Here is a 20,525-nt window from a genome sequence, read left to right on the forward strand (position 1 = left end):
TTGTTTAAATGATTATTCGTTGCGATAATGTCTCGTGATATTTCGCGAATAGATATTTTGCTATGATTAAAGAATTTTTAAATGATCCAACTCTTTTATTAAATGCTGTAGGTGAAGGCATCTACGGCTTTGATTTATCGGGTAATGCAGTATTCGTCAATCCAGCTGCTGAGCGTATGACTGGCTGGAAAGCAGAAGAACTTCTAGGTAAAAAAATTCACCAATATCATCACCATACTCGTAAAGATGGCTCACCATACCCTGCAGATGAATGCCAAATATACTGTACCATGTTTGATGGTAAACACCGCCATGTAAATGATGAGGTATTCTGGCGTAAAGATGGTAGCTATTTTGCCGTTGAATATACTTCAACACCTGTTTACAAAAATGGCGCCTTGATTGGTGCTGTCGCGATTTTTCGCGATGTCTCAAAACAGCAACAAACTGAAGTTGCATTGCGCGATGCTCTAGCCCAAGTTCAGCACTTATCTGAGCAATTACAAGCTGAGAATGCCTATCTTATTTCTGAATTAAATGAAGACTGGCAGGGGTCGGGTTTAGTCGGGCAAAGTCATTCGTTTCAAAGTATGCTTGAGCAAATAACCCTAGTGAGTCAAACGAACAGTACGGTTTTGATTTTAGGTGAAAATGGCACCGGTAAAGAGCTGGTGGCAAGAAACCTACACCGTTTAAGTAGCCGCGCTGAGCAGCCATTTATTAAAGTAAATTGCGCAGCGTTTTCTGCAAATTTAATAGAATCAGAGTTATTCGGTCATGAGAAAGGGGCGTTTACAGGTGCTAATGAGCGCAGAAAAGGGCGTTTTGAACTGGCTGATAAAGGCACGCTATTTTTAGATGAAGTGGCAGAGCTGCCATTAGAAGCGCAAAGTAAGTTACTGCGCGTGCTACAAGAGCAAGAGTTTGAGCGCGTGGGTGGTAGCCAAACCTTAAAAGTCGATATCCGAGTATTAGCCGCAACTAATCGAAACTTATGGCAAATGGTTGAGCAGGGCAGCTTTCGAATGGACTTGTATTATCGCTTAAATGTGTTTCCTATTCGTGTTCCTGCGCTGCGTGAGCGCAAAGAAGACATTCCACTTCTCGCGGCAAACATAATCACTCAGCTTAACAAGCGCTTAGGTAAACAGCTAAAGGGGCTTAGCAAAGCAACGCTCACTAAGTTGGCTAATTATGATTGGCCTGGCAATATTCGTGAGCTACAAAATATCCTCGAGCGTGAAGCTATTTTATCAAAACAAGCTTTGCTACAACTCTCTGCACCTTTGAATAACGAGCAAACAAATGAGCAAGTTGTCTCGCTTGCTGCTGTACAAAAGCAGCATATTTGCGAGGTACTAAAGCGGTGTAACGGCCAAATATCAGGTGAAAATGGCGCTGCTACTTTGCTTGGTTTACCCGAAAGTACTCTTAGATCAAAAATGAAAAAGCTGGCTATAAAACGTAATTTCGCGAAATAACGCGGTTGTTCGTGATATTTCGCGGTTTTAAATGCCCTAAATGTAAAAATATTCTTTAATATCAATTATTTAATTTTATTTTTAGTTGGCCTAATAGTTGCTCTGTAAGGTTATTACCGACACAGAAGTAAGTAGCAAAATGAAATTTGATATTAAAGAGCAAGACTTAATCATCAAGCCCTACAACCAAGAAGGGCCGATTTATATCCGAGAGCAAAAAGGGCACTTCCAACGTATCCGCCGTTACTTAGGCTGGGTGCTGATGTTGACGTTTATAGCCATTCCGTGGATTCAGTATGATGGTCGTCAAGCCGTCTTACTCGACGTAGCAACACAAAAATTTAGCTTGTTTGGGTTAACACTGTTGCCTCAAGATTTTATGATTTTAGCCATGTTATTTATGACAGGTGCTTTTGCATTGTTTTTTGTGACGAACTGGTTAGGCCGAGTTTGGTGTGGCTATACCTGCCCGCAAACAATTTGGATGCTTATGTTCACTTGGGTTGAACATAAAGTCGAAGGCAACCGTAACCAACGAATCAAACTTGATAAATCCCCTTGGTCAGCAAGTAAGTGGCAAAAGAAAATAACCAAGCATGCTGTTTGGCTTGTCATCTCTTTACTCACTTCTATGTCATTTATGGCTTATTTTATACCTGCTAAGTCTTTATACATGAGTTTATTCACTCTTGATATGTCAGGGCTTGTTAGCTTTTGGGTTTTCTTATTCGCATTTTGCACCTATGGCAATGCCGGTTTTCTGCGCGAAAAAATGTGTACGGTAGCATGTCCATATTCACGTTTTCAGTCTGTGATGTTTGATAAAGACACGCTGGTAGTCACCTATGATCAAGAGCGAGGAGAATCTCGTGGTGCGCGTAAACGTAAAGCTGATCCAAGGGAATTAGGCTTAGGTGATTGTGTTGACTGTAACCTGTGTGTAGAAGTATGTCCAGCCGGTATTGATATACGCAACGGCTTGCAATATGAATGCATAAACTGCGGCTTATGTATCGATGCGTGTGACAGTACCATGGAAAAATTTAATTATCCAAAGGGGCTAATAAAGTACGCTTCAGAAAAGCAAATGGAAGGAAAAACAACAAACCCATTTAGATTAAAACTACTTGGATATGGCGGTTTAACGGCCTTATTTGTGGTTGCTATGATTGTTTGGGTCGCTATGCGCACGCCCATTGAAGCATCAGTTATTCGTGACCGTAATGCTTTGTATCGTGTTAACTTTGAAGGGCTGGTTGAAAACCCATACACTTTGTCAATCATCAATAAAACTCAGCATAGTTTGAGCTATTCAATTGGTATTACTGGTATAGAAGAAGCAAACCTACAGGTGCCAGAAGCGATAACGATTGATGCAGGTCAAATGAAGAGGGTGCCTGTTACCGTGGTTGCTGATGGGTATGAATTAAAGTCAAAGGTAACGCCGATTAGCTTTCATATTCAAGCACTAGAAGATGCAAGTATAGCGATAACCAAAGAGACAAAGTTCTATAAAAATTAATACAAATTAGACGACGAAATGGCTTGTTAACAAGCCATTTCAGCGAATTCAAGTTGTTTTAAAACATAGGCTTTGGCGCTTTGCAAATCATCAAATAAACAATCAAGAATTTGTATTGGAGCTTCAGCTTCTACAATGATACGTTTCATTTGATTAAGTACAATTGAAGAACTGAACATATATGCTGTGGCAATACAGTTTGTACCCTGTAAAGCGCGAAATAAATTGGCAAAACTTCGTTCTGCATCAGGAGTCGTTGCAAGTAGGTGTGTAGAATGACTAATGTAAGCCCACGGACGCCCAGCTAAAGCACTGACATGCTTTTTTAAACCCGTAGCGAAGTTGTTGACTAAACGTGCGTTTATATTACCAGAAAATTGTCCAATAATAATTGAACCTTCAGTGATGATACTGACACTGCCATAGTGATTCTTAAATTCCAATTTGCTTCCCTTTCGAATTAAAAAGAGCGCGAATTTTATACAATTCACAGAACCTGTCTAGCTATTTATTGTACAATTCAAAAAAAAGCATAAAAATTCTATTTTTATGCTTTTTTCTGGGTTTTTGTTTTGCTTTTTTGCTTTAAATGAATAATTTAATTGTTTAGTATTTAAAGGTTGGATAACTTTTTGTTAACAATGTAGTCAAGAGCACCTGTAATTGCCGCTACTTGAGCATCGACACAAATTTCGCTACTTGCTTGAGGGCTATCAGGGTAAACCTCAGTTGTTGTAACAAATTTTGCATCAGTTAAGCCCATACATAAGCCGAGCTTTTTTGCTTCGTAATTAATCACACCAAACTGAGTTTGCGGCACACCAATCAACTGATTATTCTCATCACTTGGGGCGATGTGGGTAACTTTTTCAACTGATTTGATAATTGCCGTTTGGAATGCATGTTCAGGACGTTCGCTGTCAGCTACAAGATAAAATCCATCTGGTATATTCCAATTGTCATGTGTTTTGGCATCGCGGGCTGCAAGCGCTGGACGAAACTCGCTATTATCAGTGTCGGTTGTTTCATGGAGATCAATATGTGCGTAAGGTGCAATTGAATTATCAGCTAGGTACTGCATGATTGCTGCTGATTCTTGCGCAGGACTATTTTGATAAAAAGAGCGGTTTGGATCAGTTGCAGTCGGATTCCAACGGTTAATAGTTTCGTAACCCCAAGGGCTAATACAAGGTGCAATCAAAATATTAAAGTGTGAAAGGTAATCGGTAGCTGCTTTTTTGGCAAATGCTAATGCGCCGTGCACGCCACTCGTTTCATAACCGTGTACGCCACCTGTTACTAACACGCATGGTTTGTTATTTAGCCAATTTTTGCTTTTTAAAATGAAAAGTGGATAGCTATTAATGTCATAGTCAAGCGTACCATAGCGTTCAACATCGAACTTTTCTGATAAAGAATCTAGCTGTGATACAACATCATCTGAGTAGCTACGCTTTACTGATTGAAGCGCAAGCCATGCTTTTTTGTCTTCATCATTCCAAGGTGTACCAGGGGTTCCGATAGGATAACTCATAAAATACCTTATTTGGATTTGCTGCAAAAAAGCGAGCTTATCGAAGCGCAGCATGTCATGCAACTAGATGAGTTCAGTCGTTATATTTCCTTGTTCATATAACTTTGCGTGATGATGTTTGTGAATGTCGAATAAGTATTGACGCATTGCATCTTGGCCTTCACATACTTTAATAATTTTAGCGGCAATGCCTTTGCTGGTTGCTCTAACTGGTTTAGCTCTAATCATCACATGTTCTTGGTTGGGTAAGTTAAAAGCAAGTGTAATTTCTTGCTCTAAGACAGCCTCTGCATGTTTTGGTTGTAATAGTAGCCCAGTACTCGATAGTGATAAAATAACATACTTTTCTGTTTGCAGGTCAAGGTCGGGTGTCCGCCAACTCCTTTCAACTCCTTTTGTATCAATTACTTCGGGAGCGCTAAGAACCGGCGTTAATTGGCCTCTTTCATCTGTCGTGAACTCTAATGGAAACCACAATTGGTATATACCTACTTCTGCCAATAGTGTTAGCTTGGCATTTTTCAGCAATCCACTCAGTTTATCTGGTAGGTTGAGATTTAATGACATTTTAGTGTTGATAGGGTCATCAATACTTTGTTCAGCCTCAAACAGGCTATTAAAAAAAGACAACTCTTGCTCTGATAAATGCGTCATCCCTAGCTCCTTTTAAGTACGACTGCTCAATGGTAACTTAAGGTCATAGTTTGTTCAAATAATGTGTACAAAGTAGGCATTAACTGTGCCAGTTCTGTAGAGATTTCTTTTAGAGTCTATTTGACTTACACTGGAGAAAATAATTCACAAGGATTTTATTTTGTCGAGTTTGACTGGTGTAAATAAAAGTTTAGTTATCTTTGCTGCCCTAGTTGTTGTTTTAGCAGGTATTAAAGCTGCAAGTGTAATTGTAATCCCTTTTGTTTTGGCAGCTTTTATTGCCATTATATGTAATCCTCTGATCCGTTTTTTTGCCAAATATGGTATTCCCAAGGTTATTGCCGTGATTTTCGTCATGATGATGATTGTAGGTGTGGGGATAAGCCTTGCCGGATTAGTCGGCCAATCTATGACAGATTTCTCAGAGAACCTACCTGAATACAAAGCTCAGTTAAAAGAAAAGTTTGTGTGGGTTGTTAATGTGGCTGCCAGCTATAACATCCTGATTGATAAAGAGCAGATTATTTCTTTATTTGACCCCGGTAAAATGATTGATGTGGCTACAAATATGCTCACTGGCCTTGGTGGGGTAATGGCAAATATGTTTCTCATTATTCTCACGGTAGTATTTATGCTGTTTGAAGGGCCCATGCTAAGCAAAAAAGTACATATGGCATTAGATGACCCTGAAATGAAAATGAAGCAAGTTGATCGTTTTTTAGATTCAATTAATTCTTATCTAGCGATAAAAACGTTAGTAAGTTTGGGTACCGGCCTGCTTGCTGGTTCTATGTTGTGGGCACTTGGTGTTGATTACTTTGTGTTATGGGGGGTTGTGGCATTCATGCTCAATTATATCCCTAATATTGGGTCGATTATTGCGGCCGTACCGGCGGTATTATTAGCTTTAATAACACAAGGCCCGCTTGTTGCTGGGGTTATTGCGGGTGGATACCTAGTAATAAATACGGTTATGGGTAACATCGTTGAGCCTAAATTTATGGGTAAAGGTTTGGGTTTATCAACGTTAGTTGTATTCTTGTCTTTAATCTTTTGGGGTTGGTTGATGGGAACAGTTGGAATGCTGTTATCCGTACCATTAACTATGATAGTTAAAATAGCCCTCGAAACAAGCCAAGAAGGGCGTTGGCTCGCAACTTTACTAGGAAACGGTGAAGAGCTTAAATTAGATGACTAAAAGGCGCTGATGCGCCTTCTTACTTTAATGGGCGCTTTAACACACTTAGGTGCTGATTAAGTATGTTGATTTCACATTGTTTGTAGGTGATAGCTGCCTTAGTTGCATTTGGCATTTTCTGTAAGTAACGCCAACGGCAACTATCCTCTTGGTAGCTGGCTTGGTTTTTTACACTGCGTAAAAATATAGGTAATAGTTGGCTATTACCTGTATCTTCTTTTATCTTTTCCAGATCTAGAGTCAGTTTATTCACCCACATTTTTTGTTCGCGTTCCAAATCCGCAATGACTTTATCTAAGCAACGAATATATTGCTTTGTTTGAGCAGGTGTATTGCCGTGTAACGTGCATTGCTCTTGAGCATCGATAGAGAATGCTTGAAATGATATAAATCCTAAAAAAACTGTCAATATCGGGTGTTTCATATTATTTTTTATCACGATAGTTAAACTCTAAAATAAACTCAGCACCACCAAGCTTTTCGGAGTCACCAATTGTTAAGTGGCCATTATAAGAGTTTACTAAGTCCGACACGATAGCCATACCAACACCATGACCACTTTCATAAGTGTCCAATCGGGTGCCTCTTGTTAATAATGATTCACGCTTGTCAACGGGCACGCCAGGTCCATCATCACTGATACTGATTGTCAAAGATTTACTTTGCAAAACTTTGATGTCGACTTGTGAGCGGCATGCTTTACAGGCATTATCAATTAGGTTTCCTAACAATTCCATTAAGTCAGTTTTGTCACCTAAGAAGTAATCTTTCTCTGTTACTTCACAAGTAAAAATAATATCTTTGTCACGATAAACCTTCGACATGGCACTCAAAATTGAATCAATAATGGGCTTCACGAGAGTCTGTTTTTTCCATGTGTCAGACGCACCAGTGGCGGCTCGCTTTAATTGATGTTCGATCATCACATTGATGCGATCTAACTGCTCTTGAGCGTCAGCATCATTAGCAAGTGGGCTGGACTTCAGTACAGCCAATGGGGTTTTTAACGCGTGTGCTAAATCGCTTAACGAGGCACGATAGCGCTCCTTTTGACGTTGTTGCGACTCAAGTAATAAATTTAAATCTGCCTTAATTGTTTGTAGCTCAACTGGGTAAAGGCCTTTAATTTGCTGATTATCGCCAGACTCAATAGATTTGATCTCTTTGTCTAAACGTTGCAAGGGTCTTGCGCTCCAAACAAAACCGATGGCCATTAATGCGGCGATTGCCACGCCCATAACATACATCCAGTTAACCAATGTTTGTTTAAATCCATCCATTAGCCTTAGTAGCGCATCATTACGTTTTAGCAAAATAAACCGTGCATGTTCGGATTGATCTATGTTTTCTAGAATAACGGTCAGGGTAAGCTGCCAATAAACCACATTATTATATTCAACACGGCGAAAATCTGCTGAACCAGCTGGGGCTTCGAATTCGTCTGGAATAAAATTAATATTCGTTGCTGATTCAGAGTACCAAACAGGTAAATCCCCACGATAAATCATGGCGTAAGTATCTGAGTTTAGTCTGTTGAGTTCTGGTGTGAGAATGGTGCTTGGCATCACTATGCCGCGCTCTGTAAAGTCGACTTCAGAAATAAGTGAGTATAAATGGGCTTCGAGCGTTTTTTCGGTCGCTTCGACCAAGGAGGCGTAATAAGCCTTACCAATTGAGAAAAACAAAATCGGTAAGGCAACTAATAAAACAAAGACAAGGATAAATCCTTGTCTTACTTTAAGCGGTATTTGCGATGCTACCACTGACTTTTAAGCCTGTAACCACGACCACGTAATGTTTCTACAGGATTTAGTGTACCGTCGGGGTCAAGCTTTTTACGTAAACGAAGTACGAATACTTCAATTACGTTTGAGTCAAGATCAAAGTCTTGGTCGTAAATATGCTCAGTTAGCTCTGACTTAGAGATCACTTTTTGTGGGTTAACCATTAAGTACTCAAGTACTTTGTATTCATATGCTGTAAGGCTAAGCTCTCTGTCATCTACCCATACTTGCTGAGAGCGAGTATGAATTTTGATTGGACCAGCGGTCATTTCTGGGTTTGCTTTACCCGCACTACGGCGAATAAGTGCGTTACAGCGTGCAATTAACTCTTCAACATGAAACGGTTTAGTAAGATAATCATCAGCGCCCGCATCTAAACCTTCTACTTTATCTTGCCAACGGTCACGCGCCGTTAAAATTAAGATAGGAATAGTAATACCTTGTGCACGTGCTTTTGTGATCAGTTCAATGCCATCTACTTTTGGTAAGCCTAAATCGACTACTGCCATATCAAGAGGGTATTCTGTAATATGAAATAAACCAGCTTCGCCATCGTGACAAAGATCTACACTGTAGCGCTCTTTCTCAAGGGCATTACGTAAATTGTCTGCCAAGTGTAAATCATCTTCAATTACTAAAATTCGCATTTTTAATCCTTTTTCACTTCGCCAGTCTTTTTGTTCACATGGATATCGACCACGTGTCCGTTCGTTTTTAATATTCTAACGGTATATACTTTTTCTTGCTCTGTGATTTTGAGGGTTCTACCGTCTTCCGCTTTTTTTGCAATCAACACTGCTTGCTTTTTACTGACCTCATCAGCTTGCTTGTTACTTGCAGCTGCTTGAAAGCTCGAAAGTGCAAATAGTAGGCTAAAACTGAAGGCTAATAATACGCGCATGACGGGAAACTCCTAAACCAGACCCATTTAGTTTAATTAACCAAGTAACTAAAACTCAAGTAAAAACGTTAAATTATGTGATTTAACGAGATGATCTTAGTTAACAAGCAGTGAACAAACACTGAATTATTGCAGCAGGAAAGTTCACTCTAGTTAAAAATTAACCAAAGACCTTTTTAAATGGCTTTACAACTGAATTATCGTAAACGCCAGCTGCAATATAAGGGTCGTTTGCTGCCCATTCCCTTGCTGCTTCTAATGAATCAAACTCAGCAACCACTAATGAACCTGTAAAACCTGCTTCAGCAGGGTCTTCGCTATCAATGGCTGGTAGTGGGCCTGCTGTAAATAAACGATTTTGATCGTCTAACTCTTGAAGGCGAGCTAAGTGAGCAGGGCGAGCAGATTTACGTGCTTCCAAACTATTTTCAACGTCTGTTGAATAAATCATATACAGCATAATGTGTTCTCAATGTTATTTTGAAAAAATAGTAGCATATTCTGCTGAGTAGACGAGAGATTATTTGCGTAATAATCTTTACACAAACCCATATAACTTTAACTTATAAAGCTTGAAATACGCGGTATAACACTGGTAGAGTCGCTTGATTGAGAAAATAATAATAAGGTTTTTAAATGAGCGAAAAACGCGAGCATTTTAGCTCCCGCCTCGGTTTTATTTTAGCGGCAGCCGGTTCTGCTGTAGGTATCGGAAACTTAGTAGGTTTTCCTGTTTCAGCTACAAAAAACGGCGGTGGTGCTTTCCTGTTAGTCTATGCACTGTTTGTCATTTTTATCTGTTTACCTGTAATGATGGCTGAAATGGCAATGGGTCGTAAAGCGCAAAAAGATCCGCTTGGTTCATATAAATTATTAGCGGGCAATGATCCTAAATGGAACTTTGCGGGCTTCTTAGCGGTATTAACGCCATTTATGATTGCTGTGTTTTATATGGTGATTACTGTGTGGATTTTTGGTTATTTATCACAAACTGCATTCGGTAATCTAGATGCCTTGGCCCAACCAGATAACTTTGGCACCTTTATTAATAGCTATACCGTATTTGGTTATATGGCCGTGGTTGCTATCATTGTTAATCTGATTTTAGTTGGTGGTGTAAAAGAAGGCATAGAGAAAGCGGCTAAGTTTATGATGCCAGCTTTATTTGTGTTACTTACAGCACTTGTCGTGTATGTGTTAACGCTTGATAACGCGATGGCGGGTGTAAAGTACTATATCGTACCCGATTTTAGCAAAATGAATGCCAGTGTACTAAATGGTGCCTTAGCCCAAGCATTTTTCTCATTGTCGTTAGGTATGGGTATTTTAATGACTTATGCATCTTATATTTCTAAGAAAGACGACATTGTTGGTAGTGCTAAAATGGTTGCGGTAACTGATTCGCTTGTTGCATTTATTGCCGGACTAATGGTGCTTCCAGCTATTTTTAGTTTCAATCCAAATACCGACCCAAGTACGTTATCAGACTCATCAGTATCAATGATTTTTGTATACCTACCAAAAATCTTATTAGCATTACAAGCTGATATTGGCTACCTGGGTGCATCAATTGTTGCGTTTATATTCTTTTTATTGGTCTTTTTTGCGGCAATTACGTCACTTGTATCGATTGTCGAAGTACCCACAGCAACCTTAAGTGATCGTAAAGGCATTAGTCGTAAAAAAGCGTTGGCTATCCTAACCCTATCAACAGGCGTATTAACTGTGCTGTGTACTATGTCATTTGGTATGGTTGAGTCATTAACCAAATTTGTTAATTATGGCGGCGCAGATAAGAGTTTATTTGATATTGTATATGATGTGTTTTACGACACAATTTTACCGCTTAATGGCTTAATGGTGTGTTTATTCGTAATGTACCGCTGGAAAAAAGCAAACCTATCAGCAGAGCTAAGCCAAGGCTGTGACGGCTATATCGGTAGCTTTACAGAGAAGTATGTGAACTTTTCGCTATCAACGTTTATCCCTGCAATTTTATTACTCATTTTTGTAAATACCGTCGCAACGAAGTTTTTTGCATTTAGTATTTTCGGATTTTAAAAGCCAGCTCAATATTTAGCCGCGCACTTTGGCGCGGCTTTTTTATATTCGCTAAATAGCCCCTGCATCTAAAACATCACCTAGCCCCAAAGTAAACATCCAAAGCCCCCATAAGCTGTGTTCAATAACGCACGCAAAGGTCGAGCGGCTTTGCGCATAAGTGTAAGAAAATAATAGCCCACCTAAAAATGCCAGCAGTACGGCCAATACATTCGCATAGACAATGTGAGCTAACGCAAACACCGATGCACTGACAATGATACGCACGGTTTTACTTGGCATAATGCGTTTGTAGCGGTGGAAAAAGTAGGTTCTGAAAATAAGCTCTTGTGGCATCACCGATAAAATTGGGTAGAGTAATAGCAACATTAGCCAATCATAAAAAGAATTTCTGGGCATCGAAAACCAGTTTTCTTGATTCATGATGCCGTAAAACATGCCTGAGAATAGTGCTCCTAAAAAGAAGAAGCTAAACAAGCGACGTTTGACTGCACTAAATTCACCTAAGCTGGTTAACCTTAAGCGTTTGAAATGAGGATCAGACAAAAGCAACATGCTGCACACGGCCATTAAAATAATAAGGGCAGGTATAAGCCAGTTAGCCAGGTAGGCGCGTAGCAAGAAGCCTAAAAGCGGCAAAGAAACAAATATGAGGGTAAATTCAAACCAGCGGTAATGGTTAGCGTTCAATGTCGTCTCAGCGTGTTTTTTGTATACGCTAACAAGCTAAGACGACAGATTTATGACATTAAGATTGCTTTGAATCTTTCTCTTCATCATCTTCAGGTAAGTATTTGAAGAGCGTGATGATAGTGGCTAGTACGCACACAAAGGTAATCCCCATTAAGCCAAATACTTTAAAATTAACCCAAAAATCGAGTGAGAAATTATAAGCAATATAAATGTTTAGAGCTGATATACCACCGGTTACTGCAACCCAAAAGAGATTAAGTTTGTTCCACAGTGCTTCCGGTACCTTGATTTCTTGTTTACTCTCAGAGACATTTTCTAAAATCGAGCTAAGTGCCTTTTTTACCAAGTTTTTACCAAGCACATAGCGGCTGACTAACAAGGTAGCACTTAAGATGGCATACACAATGGTGGCCTTCCATTTCACAAACTGTTCATCATGAAAAACTAAGGTGAGAGTACCTAATACCACTGCGATGGCAAAAAACACCCAGTGACGGGTTGGCACTTTGCCGTCTTTAAAATAACAATAAGCAACCTGAATTAAGGTAGTTAGCATCAGCAATGCTGTTGCCCAATAAATATCAACTAATTTGAAAACCGCAAAAAACAAAATCAGCGGGATGTATTCAATAATCGCATGCATAGATTTATAAATGCTCTAATTTAAAAAGATACTGGGTTGTATCAAGTTATTGCTCAAGATACAAGGTTGACTTAGTTGCCCTGAAAGCTTAGCCTCCCGAGCAAATCTGGCCTAAACCGGTGTTTAGGTTATTTTACCTTATCTTTTTCCGCTTAACCTCAGATGATTAAGCGGCGTATTTTGGAGCATTTTATGAATAAAGCCGCGTTAGTGTCACAAATGGCTGCCCATAGTGAATTAACAAAAAAAGACACACAAGCTGCACTCAGCAGCCTGTTAAATGTCATCGAAAAGTCACTCTCTGAAGGTGACCAAGTGCAAATCAATGGTTTTGGTACGTTTGCCCTAAGTTATTACCCAGCACGTAAAGGGCGCAACCCACAAACTGGGGAAGAAATCGAAATCAAAGGCGCTAACAAACCTGTGTTTAAGCCTGCAAAGGCATTAAAGGATGTGTTGTAAGCAGTATTTGCAAGGGTGTTGTATATTTTACAGAGCTAATAATCAAAACTTTTAAATTAGCTCTTTAATTTCATTAGGTTAACTCTGGCATATTGTCTGCTGTAATTAACTTAGGTTTACCTAAATAAGGAGATAACATGTCAGATTTAAACAGCCAACTTAATGGTAAAAAAATTGCCATCCTCGCAACTAATGGGTTTGAGCAAAGTGAGCTATTGTCACCGCGTAGTGCATTACTCGAAGCAGGCGCTTTGGTAGAGGTCGTGTCACTAGAACGTGGTGATATTACAGGCTGGGATGAAAACCAATGGGGTGAACGTGTCAGTGTGGACCGTGTAGTCAGCGAAGCAGACTCTGCTGAATATGACGCGTTATTATTACCCGGCGGCTTATTTAACCCAGACACACTTCGCCAGAATAGCGATGCGAAAGCGTTTGTTGATGGCTTTTTCAGTGCTGGAAAAAACAAACCCATTGCCGCGATTTGCCACGGCCCATGGTTACTAGCTGAAGTTAACAAATTACGCGACCGCACAGTAACGTCATACCCAAGTATTAAAACCGACTTAATTAATGCTGGCGCTAATTGGGTTGATCAAGAGGTGTGTGTTGATGAGGGTATAGTTACAAGCCGAAGCCCTGCTGATTTAGAGGCTTTTAACCGTAAGTTTATCGAAGAAATTAAAGAAGGCATCCACCGTCATCATTAATTACTTCTCATAATCAGTTAAACACAAAAAAGGGCCTTTAAGGCCCTTTTTTATATGATAAATTACTTAGTAGCTGCTTTCATACTGGCTACAAACTCTTTTAAACCAGTAAGCATCGCTGCTTGGTCATCCAGGTTTGCCTCGATGATTTTAACAACGGCCGAGCCTGAAATCGCACCAGCGGCCCCTGACTCGAGTGCTGATTTAACATCTTCTGGGGTTGATACACCAAAGCCTAATAAAGCCGGTGCAGCATGGTAATCTTTTAGCTTTTTAACTAATGAATCTGCTGGCATTTGCGCTTTGGTTTCTGTGCCTGTTACACCTGCGCGTGAAAGAAGGTATGTGTAACCACGACCGTATGACGCACACTCTCGTAAAGTGTCATCATCAGCATTAGGCGTTGCAATAAAAATTGGGTCGATGCCATTTTTCATTGCTGTTTGGCGAAATAGCTTTGACTCATGTAGTGGTACGTCAGCCACTAAAATTGAATCGACACCCGCTTCTTTAGCATCTTGATAAAACTTTTCGATGCCACGCTTAAACACCAGATTTGAATACAATAATAGGCCAATTGGAATATCAGCATTGTACTCACGCACTTGTTTAATGATATCAAAGCAATCTTGGGTATTGATGTTTTCATCAAGTGCACGAATGTTGGCCGCTTGGATCACTGGGCCATCAGCAATCGGATCTGAAAATGGAATACCTAGCTCAAGGGCATCGGCACCGCCATCAATTAAGCTTTTGATAATATCTACACTCAGTGCTTTATTAGGATCGCCAATAGTAACAAACGGTACAAAGGCACCTTGGTTAGTTTCGCTTAATGTGGCGAACAGTTGTCCGTAACGGTTAGTCTGGCTCATAGTGCGCCTCCTTCTGATAATACACTGTGTACGTGAGCTAAATCTTTATCGCCTCGGCCGCTTAGGTTAACCACTAAAATAGTGTCTTCGGTTTGTTGCTCGGCATATTTAAGGGCATATGCGAGGGCATGGCTTGATTCAAGCGCTGGAATAATCCCTTCGTTCTTGGCCAGTAGTTGAAATGCTTCAAGTGCCTCAGTATCAGTAATACCAACGTACTCTGCACGGCCTGTTTCATGCAAGTGAGCATGCTGTGGGCCAACAGCAGGGTAATCAAGACCAGCTGATACAGAGTAAGACTCTTCAATTTGGCCATCATCATCTTGCATAATGTAGGTATAAGTACCGTGTAAAATGCCTTTTGTGCCTTTACATAAGGTGGCACCATGCTGGTGGGTATCTAAGCCTTTACCAGCTGGCTCTACACCAATTAGTTTTACGCTTGGCTCATCAATAAAGTCTGTGAACATACCAATGGCGTTAGAGCCTCCGCCCACACAAGCAAGCACCGCATCCGGTAAGCGACCTTCAGCTTTAAGCACTTGTTGTTTTGCTTCTTCACCAATCATTTTTTGGAACTCACGCACCATGGTTGGGAATGGGTGAGGGCCTGCTGCAGTGCCTAGTAAGTAGTGAGCGTCTTTATAATTTGCTGACCAGTCACGCAGTGCTTCGTTGACTGCATCTTTTAAGGTGCCAGAGCCCGCTGTGACAGGAATAACCTCTGCGCCCATTAGTTTCATGCGAAATACGTTTGGTTGCTGACGTTCAACGTCTTTTGCACCCATGTAAACACGGCATTTTAAGCCAAGTAGGGCACAGGCTAGGGCCGTTGCAACACCATGTTGGCCGGCACCTGTTTCTGCAATCACTTCTTTTTTACCCATGCGCTTGGTTAGTAGTGCTTGACCAAGTACTTGGTTGGTTTTGTGCGCACCACCATGCAGTAAATCTTCACGCTTTAAATACAGTTTTACCTTAGGATTTTTAACTAAGTTACGTGTCAGTGTTAATGGCGTAGGGCGACCTGCGTATTCATTTAAAAGTTTTTCGAACTCAGCCTGAAAAGCTGGATCGTTTTGTGATTTATTAAACTCTGCTTCCAGTTGCTTGAGTGCTGGCACAAGCAGCTGTGGTACAAACATACCACCGAATTCACCGAAATAAGCTGGATTTTGCATTCTAACCTCAATAATTTCTGATATGCGAAAACGCATTTTGTAATTTTGTTTGACACTTTTTACCCGCTGACGCTTCAACGCCAGAATTTAGGTCAAGGCCATTGGCACCGCGATAAAGCGCTGCATGAATATTCTCTGGATTTAAACCACCGGCTAACATAAACGGCACGGTTGCCGTCTCAAGCACAGACCAATCAAATGCTTCGCCTGTGCCGCCTTTTTGGCTTTTGCTGTAAGTGTCGTATAAATGGCGATCAACCCCTTCAAGCGGCTCAGGTAACTCGCCTTTAACAGCTTGGGCTTTCCAAATTTCACAGCCAAGTGGTAATTGCTTTCTGAGACTTTGAATATACTCGCTATTCTCGTCACCATGTAATTGCACCGCAGCTAATTTTAAGCTTTGTGCATAATCAACCACTTGTTCAACAGGCGCATTGACAAAAACACCCACATACGCGAGCGGGGCACTTTGCGTTACTTGTTTAGCGCAGTCGATATCGACATAACGTGGCGACTTAGGATAAAAAATTAAGCCACCATACACAGCACCACTTGTGTAGGCTGCCATCGCGTCTTGTGAGCGGGTTAAACCACACACTTTATTTTCACCTAAAATCACTTTACGACACGCGGCTTCTAGGTCACGCTCAGCCATCAGTGAGCTACCGATTAAAAAGCCATCGCACAATGGTGCAAGGCGTTTTACATCATTATGGGTATAAATGCCCGACTCAGAAATAACCACTTTGTCATTTGGGATAAGCTGACGTAAGCGCTCTGTCGTTGCAAGATCAGTACTTAAATCACGAAGGTCGCGGTTGTTAATACCGATAAGGCTTGCATTAAGTGCAAGTGCACGACTTACTTCATGCTCATTACTGACTTCAGTAAGCACCGACATATTTAACGAATCAGCCACTTTATGAAGCGCTAAATAGTGTTCGTCATCAAGGACAGAGAGCATTAATAAAATAGCATCACCACCCGATAAACGTGCTAAGTAAACTTGGTACTCATCAATAAAGAAGTCTTTACAGATAAGCGGCTGTTCTACTTGGCTGCGCACGTACTCAAGGTACTGATAGCTACCTTGGAAGTATTTTTCGTCGGTAAGCACGCTCATACAGGTTGCGTACTTTTTATAAACCGATGTAATTTCGTCTAAATTAAATGGTTCGCGAATAAGCCCTTTTGACGGAGATGCCTTTTTACATTCTAAAATAAATTGCGTGCCTGTTGCTGCTAACGCCGCTTCAAAGTCTCGCTTGGTTGGCACAACATCTCCGATGAAAGACTCAAGCGGGCGCTGTGCTTTTCTTTGTTCTAATTCAATACGTTTGTCGGCAACAATTTTGTCTAACACGTTAGCCATGACTTACCTCAATAATTGCGTTCAATGTGTCCATCGCTTTGCCTGATGCTAATAATTCACTTACCTGATCTGCGGCTAGTTTTAAATCGCTTGCTTTACCGGTTAAATAAAGAAGTGCCGCAACGTTGGCTATAATGGCTGCGTTATGCGCCTCGTCACCGTGACCTTGTAAAATCGCTAAGCTTGCTTTTGCATTATATTCTGGGCCTTGGCCCGCTAGTTGTTCAAGTGAATAGTTTGCAAGACCAAAATCGCTTGCTGTTAGCGTGTATTCGCTCAGCTCACCGTTATTTAACTCAACCACTTTGGTTGTTCCGTGTAAGGCAATTTCGTCAGTGCCTGCACCGTGAACCACCATAGCGCGTTTTGTACCAAGGGTTTTTAAGGTTTCGGCCATTGGTAAACACAGCGAAGCATCATAAACGCCAAGCAATTGCACCTCAGGGGCAGCAGGGTTGGCTAGTGGCCCTAAAATATTAAAAATAGTGCGGGTTTTAAGAGCCGTACGCACGCCCATCGCATGGCGTACACCGCTGTGATAATGCGGTGCAAATAAAAATGCAAACCCTGTATTTTCTAAACAATAGGCAGCTTGCTCTGGGCTCATATCAATATTAATACCCAAGGCTTTTAGTAAATCCGCTGATCCCGAATTACTCGACACACTGCGATTACCATGTTTGACCATGTTAATACCCGCAGCGGCGGCAACAATAGCAGCAGTGGTACTAATGTTAATGGTGTTTGAACCATCACCACCAGTACCACAGCTGTCGGCAAGTAAGGTTTTGCTGGTTTGAAATGGCACCGCATTGGCGCGCATTGATGCCGCCGCACCGGCGATTTCATCGCTCGTTTCACCTTTTAGTTTTAGGGCGATAAGTGCAGCAGTTAATTCAATATCATTAAGCTGGCCATTCATGATGGCATCAAACAATGCAGTTGCTTGCGAAAACGATAAATCTTGCTTTGCTAATAATTGGTTTAACTGGGTTTGAGTTGTTGCTTCCATGTTATTCCTCTACTGCACGCGTGCGGTTAAAAATTCAATGCTTTGCTGTAATAGCAATGCGCCATTTGGCGTTAAAATTGACTCAGGATGAAACTGATAGCCAAGGGCATTATCTTGTTGATGGTAAATTGCCATTGGAATAGTCTCATAAGAGGCAATAACTTCCACCTCATCAGGGACTTTGGTTGCCATTAATGAATGGTAACGAGCAACCGGCATTTTATCGCCCATACCCGCGAATACTGGGTGCTCATTCAACGTAATAATTGATGACTTGCCATGCACAGTTTCGCCTGCATGACCAATAACCCCACCGTAGCTTTGTGTTAGTGCTTGCTGCCCTAAACAGATACCCAGCATCGGGAAGCGGCCTTTACACAGTTCAATGAGTTCCATTAAACAACCTGCATCAGATGGTGCGCCAGGGCCAGGTGAAAGCACTAATAATACAGGTACTGTCTCTTGGCACATTTTGTCAAAGATGCTTTGTGCACTGATGTTATTACGGTATACCACTAACTGGCACCCTAACATAGAAAGTTCATCGACTAAGTTATAACTAAATGAATCAAAGTTATCTAAAAAGTAAATTTTATAGGCTGATGTTATCGTCATTATTGTGCCTCGTAAGTCGATTGAATCGCAGTGATCACAGCTTGTGCTTTAGCGCGGGTTTCATTAGCTTCTGATTGTGGATCTGAATCAAACACCACACCTGCACCTGCTTGCACGTAGGCTGTGCCGTTTTTAACAAAGGCAGAGCGAATAACAATACAGCTATCCATGGCACCATCACCGGTTAAATAACCCACTGCACCCCCATAACTGCCGCGGCGTTTTTGTTCGGTTTGACGAACTAATTCAGCAGCGCGTACTTTAGGCGCACCCACTAAGGTGCCCATGTTCATACAAGCTTGGTAAGCATGAAGCGCATCGAGTTCAGGTTTTAAAGTACCCACAACGCGTGAAACTAAATGCATCACTTGTGAGTAGCGGTCTACTTTTAATAACTCTTTAGCGTGGCGTGTGCCTGGTACGCTAATACGGGCAACATCATTTCGCGCTAAATCAACTAACATCAGGTGCTCAGCACGCTCTTTTTGGTCGTTGCGAAGTTCAAGTTCAATACGGCTGTCTAAGTCTGGGTTAATTTGCCCATTAGCAAACTTACCACGAGGGCGAGTGCCGGCAATGGGGTATACCTCGACTTGTTTACTCTGTACACAATATTTGAGGGCTGATTCGGGTGATGCACCAAATAACACAAATTCTTCATCGCGCATGTAAAACATATATGGGCTCGGGTTTTGAAGTTTTAATTGGCTGTAAGCATGAAGTGAGTCAGGGCAGGCAAGAGAGAAAGTACGTGATGGAACAACTTGGAAAATATCGCCATCAACGATGTTCTTTTTTAATTTGATGACATGTTCGCAGTATTGCTCGTCGTTAACATCAACAGAAATTGGGTTTGAGCCTGTTTGCTTTTGCCCCTGGTAGCTTTTGGCTTTGTCACATACAGCATTTAAACGCTCTAGCTGTTGGCCGACTTCAAAGCAGTTTGCATGTACATCTGGGCCATTAAACACATTGCCAATCAGCTCAGTTGTCTTCGCTTGGTGGTCAATGACAACGAGCGTTTCAGCTAAGTAGAAAACGTAATCTGGGCAGCTGTTTTCACCGTCAGGCACATCAGAAAGGGATTCGAAATTAGCAACCATGTCGTAGGCAAATACACCGCCTAAAAACACAGAAAACGGATTGTCTGTGGTGCTTTTAATACTATTAATGCAGCTGCGTAGGGCACTAAAAGCGTTATCAGCCACTAATTTACTGGCTTCATCGGTATCACTGGCAATCTCATCGTAGGTTAACCTTAATGTGTCTTCTACAAGCTCTACCGAGCAATTTTGCACATGACTTTGTAAGTAAGGCAGTAATTGTTTGCCGTTATTTGACTGTGCTGTGAGTGTGACCTGTTTGCCTTGGCAAACAAGTCGTAGCGCTGAGTCAACCAAAATTAGACTTTTTACACTGTCTTTAGAATCAATTTCAGCAGACTCTAACAGCAGTGAATTAGGCTTATCGAGTAAACTGTATAACGCAAGTGGGCTACTTATGTAGTCACGCACTTGAGTGATACTGGTTACTTCACCCGGTGTCGTTGTTATATGACTAAAAATCAAACCTCATTCTCCCTCATTCCCAAAAACTCTTTAAAAAACAAAACCCCGCGAAGCGATGCTTGGCGGGGTTCGTATAAAGATGCCTATAAATTAGATAGACCCTTACCGTCCCGCTAAGCCAGGCGCCACCACCAGTGATGTGTAAGAGTTGCTATGTAATTCATTATAAAACCTTAAAATTTAGATATAAAAAAACCCGCTACATGAGCGGGTTTAGAAATCGTTAGACACGACAATTCGTCACCCGCTAGTTACGAGT

Annotated in this window: 22 protein-coding genes; 6 read left to right on the forward strand and 16 right to left on the reverse strand. The window is 41.2% G+C overall.

Features of this window, described 5'->3' with window-relative positions; translation table 11 throughout:
* Positions 1-62 precede the first annotated feature (62 nt).
* Positions 63-1,481: a sigma-54-dependent Fis family transcriptional regulator gene (locus L0Z67_RS07115; RefSeq protein WP_062568844.1), complete on the forward strand. Its 1,419-nt coding sequence runs from the start codon at positions 63-65 to the stop codon at positions 1,479-1,481.
* Positions 1,482-1,620: 139 nt separating this feature from the next.
* The gene (gene ccoG, locus L0Z67_RS07120) at positions 1,621-3,003 is read left to right on the forward strand and encodes a cytochrome c oxidase accessory protein CcoG (protein WP_062568845.1); all 1,383 of its coding nucleotides are present in this window, start codon (positions 1,621-1,623) and stop codon (positions 3,001-3,003) included.
* A 26-nt stretch (positions 3,004-3,029) separates the two neighbouring features.
* On the opposite strand, the gene L0Z67_RS07125 is transcribed toward ccoG, so the two are convergent.
* From L0Z67_RS07125 to L0Z67_RS07135, 3 genes are all read right to left on the reverse strand, one after another.
* Positions 3,030-3,446, reverse strand: a complete 417-nt coding sequence (locus L0Z67_RS07125) for a hypothetical protein (protein ID WP_405128625.1) — start codon at positions 3,444-3,446, stop codon at positions 3,030-3,032.
* A gap of 170 nt (positions 3,447-3,616) precedes the next feature.
* Positions 3,617-4,537: a M14 family metallocarboxypeptidase gene (locus L0Z67_RS07130; RefSeq protein ID WP_062569392.1), complete on the reverse strand. Its 921-nt coding sequence runs from the start codon at positions 4,535-4,537 to the stop codon at positions 3,617-3,619.
* A 63-nt stretch (positions 4,538-4,600) separates the two neighbouring features.
* Entirely contained in the window at positions 4,601-5,191 is a 591-nt protein-coding gene (locus tag L0Z67_RS07135) for a hypothetical protein (RefSeq protein ID WP_062568847.1), read from the reverse strand.
* Between the two features lie 160 nt (positions 5,192-5,351).
* Between L0Z67_RS07135 and L0Z67_RS07140 the strand changes: the two genes are divergently transcribed.
* Positions 5,352-6,389 carry an AI-2E family transporter gene (locus L0Z67_RS07140; RefSeq protein WP_062568848.1) on the forward strand — a complete coding sequence of 346 codons (1,038 nt, stop codon included), beginning with the start codon at positions 5,352-5,354 and terminating at the stop codon, positions 6,387-6,389.
* Between the two features lie 19 nt (positions 6,390-6,408).
* On the opposite strand, the gene L0Z67_RS07145 is transcribed toward L0Z67_RS07140, so the two are convergent.
* From L0Z67_RS07145 to L0Z67_RS07165, 5 genes are all read right to left on the reverse strand, one after another.
* Entirely contained in the window at positions 6,409-6,798 is a 390-nt protein-coding gene (locus L0Z67_RS07145; protein ID WP_237127975.1) for a hypothetical protein, read from the reverse strand.
* Positions 6,799-6,814: 16 nt separating this feature from the next.
* Positions 6,815-8,152, reverse strand: coding sequence for an ATP-binding protein (locus L0Z67_RS07150; RefSeq protein WP_062568850.1), 1,338 nt, complete (start codon positions 8,150-8,152; stop codon positions 6,815-6,817).
* Positions 8,146-8,820 carry a response regulator transcription factor gene (locus tag L0Z67_RS07155; RefSeq protein ID WP_062568851.1) on the reverse strand — a complete coding sequence of 225 codons (675 nt, stop codon included), beginning with the start codon at positions 8,818-8,820 and terminating at the stop codon, positions 8,146-8,148. The genes L0Z67_RS07150 and L0Z67_RS07155 overlap by 7 nt, the downstream gene beginning before the upstream one ends.
* A 2-nt stretch (positions 8,821-8,822) precedes the next feature.
* Positions 8,823-9,074: a PepSY domain-containing protein gene (locus L0Z67_RS07160; RefSeq protein WP_062568852.1), complete on the reverse strand. Its 252-nt coding sequence runs from the start codon at positions 9,072-9,074 to the stop codon at positions 8,823-8,825.
* Positions 9,075-9,234: 160 nt separating this feature from the next.
* Positions 9,235-9,534, reverse strand: coding sequence for a YciI family protein (locus L0Z67_RS07165; protein ID WP_062568853.1), 300 nt, complete (start codon positions 9,532-9,534; stop codon positions 9,235-9,237).
* Between the two features lie 176 nt (positions 9,535-9,710).
* On the opposite strand from L0Z67_RS07165, the gene L0Z67_RS07170 reads away from it, so the two are divergent.
* Positions 9,711-11,135 carry a sodium-dependent transporter gene (locus L0Z67_RS07170; RefSeq protein WP_062568854.1) on the forward strand — a complete coding sequence of 475 codons (1,425 nt, stop codon included), beginning with the start codon at positions 9,711-9,713 and terminating at the stop codon, positions 11,133-11,135.
* A 51-nt stretch (positions 11,136-11,186) separates the two neighbouring features.
* Here L0Z67_RS07170 and L0Z67_RS07175 read toward each other — a convergent pair whose 3' ends face one another.
* On the reverse strand, positions 11,187-11,825 hold the full coding sequence (locus L0Z67_RS07175; RefSeq protein WP_062568855.1) for a CPBP family intramembrane glutamic endopeptidase: 639 nt from the start codon (positions 11,823-11,825) through the stop codon (positions 11,187-11,189).
* 58 nt (positions 11,826-11,883) lie between these two features.
* Positions 11,884-12,471, reverse strand: a complete 588-nt coding sequence (locus tag L0Z67_RS07180) for an inner membrane-spanning protein YciB (protein ID WP_193988681.1) — start codon at positions 12,469-12,471, stop codon at positions 11,884-11,886.
* A gap of 162 nt (positions 12,472-12,633) precedes the next feature.
* Between L0Z67_RS07180 and L0Z67_RS07185 the strand changes: the two genes are divergently transcribed.
* The gene (locus L0Z67_RS07185) at positions 12,634-12,933 is read left to right on the forward strand and encodes an HU family DNA-binding protein (protein ID WP_405128626.1); all 300 of its coding nucleotides are present in this window, start codon (positions 12,634-12,636) and stop codon (positions 12,931-12,933) included.
* 137 nt (positions 12,934-13,070) lie between these two features.
* Positions 13,071-13,643 (forward strand): type 1 glutamine amidotransferase domain-containing protein, encoded by a 573-nt coding sequence (locus tag L0Z67_RS07190; RefSeq protein ID WP_062568858.1) that lies wholly within the window; start codon positions 13,071-13,073, stop codon positions 13,641-13,643.
* Positions 13,644-13,705: 62 nt separating this feature from the next.
* Here the strand turns inward: L0Z67_RS07190 and trpA are convergent, their stop codons facing one another.
* The 6 genes from trpA to L0Z67_RS07220 are packed head-to-tail and all read right to left on the reverse strand — an operon-like array spanning position 13,706 to position 20,266.
* Positions 13,706-14,518, reverse strand: coding sequence for a tryptophan synthase subunit alpha (gene trpA / locus L0Z67_RS07195; protein ID WP_062568859.1), 813 nt, complete (start codon positions 14,516-14,518; stop codon positions 13,706-13,708).
* Positions 14,515-15,699 (reverse strand): tryptophan synthase subunit beta, encoded by a 1,185-nt coding sequence (gene trpB / locus L0Z67_RS07200; protein ID WP_062565365.1) that lies wholly within the window; start codon positions 15,697-15,699, stop codon positions 14,515-14,517. The genes trpA and trpB overlap by 4 nt, the downstream gene beginning before the upstream one ends.
* 7 nt (positions 15,700-15,706) lie before the next feature.
* Positions 15,707-17,071 carry a bifunctional indole-3-glycerol-phosphate synthase TrpC/phosphoribosylanthranilate isomerase TrpF gene (gene trpCF / locus L0Z67_RS07205; protein ID WP_405128627.1) on the reverse strand — a complete coding sequence of 455 codons (1,365 nt, stop codon included), beginning with the start codon at positions 17,069-17,071 and terminating at the stop codon, positions 15,707-15,709.
* Positions 17,064-18,083 carry an anthranilate phosphoribosyltransferase gene (gene trpD / locus L0Z67_RS07210; RefSeq protein WP_062568861.1) on the reverse strand — a complete coding sequence of 340 codons (1,020 nt, stop codon included), beginning with the start codon at positions 18,081-18,083 and terminating at the stop codon, positions 17,064-17,066. Before trpD ends, trpCF begins: the two co-directional genes overlap by 8 nt.
* 9 nt (positions 18,084-18,092) lie before the next feature.
* On the reverse strand, positions 18,093-18,698 hold the full coding sequence (locus L0Z67_RS07215; protein WP_062568862.1) for an aminodeoxychorismate/anthranilate synthase component II: 606 nt from the start codon (positions 18,696-18,698) through the stop codon (positions 18,093-18,095).
* The gene (locus L0Z67_RS07220) at positions 18,698-20,266 is read right to left on the reverse strand and encodes an anthranilate synthase component 1 (RefSeq protein ID WP_062568863.1); all 1,569 of its coding nucleotides are present in this window, start codon (positions 20,264-20,266) and stop codon (positions 18,698-18,700) included. The genes L0Z67_RS07215 and L0Z67_RS07220 overlap by 1 nt, the downstream gene beginning before the upstream one ends.
* Between the last annotated feature and the right edge of the window lie 259 nt (positions 20,267-20,525).

Source organism: Pseudoalteromonas sp. PB2-1 (assembly GCF_045040605.1).
Lineage (GTDB): Bacteria > Pseudomonadota > Gammaproteobacteria > Enterobacterales > Alteromonadaceae > Pseudoalteromonas > Pseudoalteromonas arabiensis.

What these genes read in the sequence shown, in the direction of transcription:
- L0Z67_RS07160 (WP_062568852.1), bottom strand. Translation starts at nt 9,074, where the DNA reads ATGCGCGTATTATTAGCCTTCAGTTTTAGCCTACTATTTGCACTTTCG.
- L0Z67_RS07185 (WP_405128626.1), top strand. Translation starts at nt 12,634, where the DNA reads ATGATTAAGCGGCGTATTTTGGAGCATTTTATGAATAAAGCCGCGTTA.
- trpA (WP_062568859.1), bottom strand. Translation starts at nt 14,518, where the DNA reads ATGAGCCAGACTAACCGTTACGGACAACTGTTCGCCACATTAAGCGAA.
- L0Z67_RS07135 (WP_062568847.1), bottom strand. Translation starts at nt 5,191, where the DNA reads ATGACGCATTTATCAGAGCAAGAGTTGTCTTTTTTTAATAGCCTGTTT.
- L0Z67_RS07155 (WP_062568851.1), bottom strand. Translation starts at nt 8,820, where the DNA reads ATGCGAATTTTAGTAATTGAAGATGATTTACACTTGGCAGACAATTTA.
- L0Z67_RS07190 (WP_062568858.1), top strand. Translation starts at nt 13,071, where the DNA reads ATGTCAGATTTAAACAGCCAACTTAATGGTAAAAAAATTGCCATCCTC.
- L0Z67_RS07215 (WP_062568862.1), bottom strand. Translation starts at nt 18,698, where the DNA reads ATGACGATAACATCAGCCTATAAAATTTACTTTTTAGATAACTTTGAT.
- L0Z67_RS07115 (WP_062568844.1), top strand. Translation starts at nt 63, where the DNA reads ATGATTAAAGAATTTTTAAATGATCCAACTCTTTTATTAAATGCTGTA.
- trpD (WP_062568861.1), bottom strand. Translation starts at nt 18,083, where the DNA reads ATGGAAGCAACAACTCAAACCCAGTTAAACCAATTATTAGCAAAGCAA.
- L0Z67_RS07130 (WP_062569392.1), bottom strand. Translation starts at nt 4,537, where the DNA reads ATGAGTTATCCTATCGGAACCCCTGGTACACCTTGGAATGATGAAGAC.
- trpB (WP_062565365.1), bottom strand. Translation starts at nt 15,699, where the DNA reads ATGCAAAATCCAGCTTATTTCGGTGAATTCGGTGGTATGTTTGTACCA.
- L0Z67_RS07170 (WP_062568854.1), top strand. Translation starts at nt 9,711, where the DNA reads ATGAGCGAAAAACGCGAGCATTTTAGCTCCCGCCTCGGTTTTATTTTA.
- trpCF (WP_405128627.1), bottom strand. Translation starts at nt 17,071, where the DNA reads ATGGCTAACGTGTTAGACAAAATTGTTGCCGACAAACGTATTGAATTA.
- L0Z67_RS07165 (WP_062568853.1), bottom strand. Translation starts at nt 9,534, where the DNA reads ATGCTGTATATGATTTATTCAACAGACGTTGAAAATAGTTTGGAAGCA.
- L0Z67_RS07180 (WP_193988681.1), bottom strand. Translation starts at nt 12,471, where the DNA reads ATGCATGCGATTATTGAATACATCCCGCTGATTTTGTTTTTTGCGGTT.
- ccoG (WP_062568845.1), top strand. Translation starts at nt 1,621, where the DNA reads ATGAAATTTGATATTAAAGAGCAAGACTTAATCATCAAGCCCTACAAC.